The sequence below is a fragment of the Vibrio sp. 10N.239.312.C11 genome (assembly GCF_041466065.1).
Taxonomy (GTDB): Bacteria; Pseudomonadota; Gammaproteobacteria; order Enterobacterales; family Vibrionaceae; genus Vibrio; species Vibrio tasmaniensis_A.
Window position 1 is genome coordinate 1 of record NZ_JBFSRZ010000110.1, and the last position, 3,811, is coordinate 3,811.

Sequence of the window (3,811 nt, forward strand, 5' to 3'; positions counted from 1 at the left end):
TTTACTTCGGCGATAACGCCGATAAGTGGGTCAATTTTAAACTGGCGTTGACATCATGATAATCACGCAGTGTGTGCTTCTCAGAAAGTCATAGAAAGTAGTGCGCCAATAACAGATAACTGCCAAGCACAGAATTGTTTAATCGGAATCGAACAGTTTGAAAGAACGAGAAAAAAACTGAATTCTCCAGTCAGTGGTAAAGGTTACGTGCTTTCTATTCTTAATGATGTGACAGAGCAAAAGCTGTATGAAGAGCAATTGATTGAGGCAACAAAAGCATCAGAGCTTGCAACCAAAATGCGTGAGCAATTTCTCGCGACAATGAGCCATGAGCTAAGGACCCCAATAGCAGCCTTAAGCAGTTCGTTAGAAATGATTGAGCGCCATAACCAAGACGAGAAAATCGCGCTTATCACCCCATTGGCTCAGCAATCCTGTGTGCATTTGAATCGATTAGTGGATGAAATATTGGATTTCTCAAAGCTTAATGCCAATGAGCTTTCAATCGAGCCTACAGAGCAGAGTTTCTTAAAACTGGTGAATGAAACGACTAACCCATTTGAATCTCGTGCACAGGAAAAAGGCCTGAAATTTATTGTCAATATTAAACCGAATGATTCAGATATCATCATGGTTGATGGTGTGAGGTTCACTCAAATCGTCAATAATTTACTCTCCAATGCTATTAAGTTTACTAAGTCTGGAAGCATCAACGTCCACAGTTATATTTCCAGTAACACACTGTACTTAAGCGTAAAAGACACAGGAATCGGTATGTCTGTATCTCAACTCAATGATGCATTTAAACCATTCACACAAGCCGATAATTCAATTGAACGCAGTTACGGAGGAACAGGACTGGGTTTAAGTATTGTCGATCAACTAGTAAAAAATATGGGAGGAAAAATCATCATTGACAGTGCGCTTAACCGAGGTACATCAATCGAGGTGACATTACCTATTACTGAAGTAGTTAATAGCCAATTAGATACAAATCGGAGCGTTAAACAAGATGCTCAAAGCACCGTTCATCAAGAGTTCGCGGTACTTGATTTACAAGTTTTGGTTGCAGAAGATAACGCACTTAATCGTCATTTGATACAAATGCAGCTGAAAGAAATGGGGATCACACCAGTGGTTTGTGTTAATGGGCAAGAAGCATACGAGTTATTGACTCTGCCTGAAAGTAACTTTGATGTACTGATTACAGATTGTCATATGCCAATACTTAACGGTTATGAACTGGCATTTATTATCCGACCAAATGAGAAGTTAGCTGATCTATTCGTTATCGGCTGCACGGCTGAAGATCCTAGATTAACAGAAAAGAAACATGGACAGAATTCTTTCGATCTCCTGCTTCATAAACCTTATGGTATTGAGGAGCTTTACCAGCCTTTAAGCCACGTGCAAAAGATTGAAAATAAAAAAACTAATGAGTCACAGCAAGAAGCTCAGTGGCTTGGCGCGTTTCCCACACAGAAAGCGCTCACTATCGCCAATATTTTTAAGACTTCAATGGAAGAAGATCTTGAGGCACTGACTCTTGCTGAATCAGAGAAAAAGGTACGCACAATAGCCCATCGAATTAAAGGTGGCTGTTTTGCTGTTGGAATAGAGGCATTAGGGAAGCGTGCTGGTGAATTAGAGATAGCGACTACTTCAGAAGTCGAGACTCTTAGGAGAGAGTTAAAGCGCCAAATGAATGCTGAAATCAATAGAGTTAAAGCGTGGTGTAAAACAAATGGATAACATAAATATACTTATAGTCGATGATCAGCCATTGCAACTTCATGTTCTGGATTGGCTCTTACGTGATAGAGGAATGACTGATGTTGACAGTTGTTTAACAGGTAAAGAAGCGCTTCGACTTGGTAAGTGTAATAAATACGACTTGGTATTTGTTGACCTTAATATGCCGGATATTGATGGCGTCGAACTACTTGTTGAATTAAATAGTATTGGATATGCCGGCGGGATAGTTATTTTAAGTGCGGTTGATGCTTCGATTTTAAATACTGTTGGTTACCTTTGCCACAAATTGAAATTTGGTTTTGTTCAAGAGCTAAGTAAGCCTTGTCAAACTAATGACTTGAACAAACTACTCCGTGACTTTGTCAGCAGTCGACCAAAGCAAGGGGCAGTGACAGAGCTGTATTCACCCAGTAAATTGGAACTGCAAGAGGCAATCAGTGAAGGGCAGCTGATTAATCATTATCAACCTCAAGTTGACTTCAATAGTAGCAAACTTGTCGGTGTCGAAGCTTTAGTTCGCTGGAATCATCCAGAAAAAGGTTTAATTTTGCCTCATGTTTTTCTTTCGCAAATAGCAAAATTTGGAATGGATAAAGAATTGTTTGATGCCGTGTTATCTAATGTGCTCACGGATATTTCTTTAGGTCATATTACTTGTTCGGTATCCATCAACGTCGGGCAAGCCAATATAGATAGTAATGACTTCTCAGCTCATTTACTCGACTCGTGTCAGCAATTCAATGTAGACCCTGCAAGCTTAGTCATTGAGCTAACTGAAACAGATGTCTATCACGACAGCATTAACATACTCAAAAACTTAGCTAGGTTGCGGTTAAACAGAGTTGGGGTGTCTATAGATGACTTTGGCACGGGCTATTCATCGCTCATCAAACTGGCCCATTTACCTTTTACGGAGATGAAGATTGATAGAGGTTTTGTCACTGATTGTATCAATGACGAAACAAAAAAAACCATTATTGAAGCGACCGCTAACCTAGCAAAAAAGCTGAATATTCAAACAGTAGCCGAAGGTATAGAAGATCCAAAAACCTGGAATCTTATTCACCAGTTTGGTGTGGATATTTGCCAAGGATACTTAACCGGTAAGCCCGTTCCAGTGGAAGAAATAGAACCTTTAAGTGCAGTAATAAGGAAGAAAAGCTATGATACATAGAGGATTAGTGAACTGCTTGGTTGTAGATGACCATCCTTTAGTTTGTGTGGCCATTGAGATACTGTTAGGAAGTATTGGTTATGTTCAGGCAGTAACCAGTGTTCATAATGGGAGTTCTGCTCATAAAATATTAAAGAATAATCCCATTAACTTGCTAATTTTAGATGTGAACTTAGGTGACTCCGATGGCTTCGACTTTTTAAGAAGAGCAAAAACTCATGGTTATACGGGGAAGGTGTTGTTTATCTCATCGAGTGATAATGCCATTCACATCAACACTGCATTTAAAATGGGGGCCGATGGCTACCTGTGTAAGTCTGAAAACATTCACTTAATTGCTGATGCAATTGATAGTATTGTGAAAGGATATTCAATTTTCAAATTTAGAAATAATAATCAGAGTGCTGGTAAGGCAGAGCTTTCGAAAAGGGAGACAGTAGTTTTCAATTACTTAGTTCAAGGGAAATCAAACAAATATATAGCAGATGTATTGTCATTAAGTGCTAAAACAGTCAGTACTTATAAACGGAGAATTTTAGATAAATATAAAGTCACTAGTATTGTAGAACTGATCAAAGCAGGTGAATGCTAAATGAGAGTTTTATTGAAAAGGAATCAGTAAATTTTCATCCATAAAAAACTATTTTATGGATGAAAAATAGAACCTTATATTATTAGGAATGCTGGCGGAAGAAGCAATAAACTTACCGAATACCGAATACCGAATACCGAATACCGAATACCGAATACCGAATACCGAATACCGAACAAAAACAAGCAGATCAGTTATGAAAGGCTCATCTGCTGCTTATCTATATGGTGTTGCTAACTGGCTTTGTTGCGTAATTCAATGGAACTAAATCAAGAACCTACGATCTGATC

3 protein-coding genes are annotated in these 3,811 nt (G+C 38.7%); all 3 read left to right on the forward strand.

Annotated elements, in window-relative coordinates; translation table 11 throughout:
- Positions 1–69 precede the first annotated feature (69 nt).
- From AB6D07_RS22660 to AB6D07_RS22670, 3 genes are read left to right on the forward strand one after another with little or no spacing between them, the layout of a single operon-like run.
- The gene (locus AB6D07_RS22660) at positions 70–1,752 is read left to right on the forward strand and encodes an ATP-binding protein (RefSeq protein ID WP_372095975.1); all 1,683 of its coding nucleotides are present in this window, start codon (positions 70–72) and stop codon (positions 1,750–1,752) included.
- Positions 1,706–2,929, forward strand: coding sequence for an EAL domain-containing protein (locus tag AB6D07_RS22665; RefSeq protein ID WP_017104057.1), 1,224 nt, complete (start codon positions 1,706–1,708; stop codon positions 2,927–2,929). The genes AB6D07_RS22660 and AB6D07_RS22665 overlap by 47 nt, the downstream gene beginning before the upstream one ends.
- Positions 2,919–3,521 (forward strand): response regulator transcription factor, encoded by a 603-nt coding sequence (locus AB6D07_RS22670; protein WP_017104058.1) that lies wholly within the window; start codon positions 2,919–2,921, stop codon positions 3,519–3,521. The genes AB6D07_RS22665 and AB6D07_RS22670 overlap by 11 nt, the downstream gene beginning before the upstream one ends.
- Positions 3,522–3,811 lie beyond the last annotated feature (290 nt).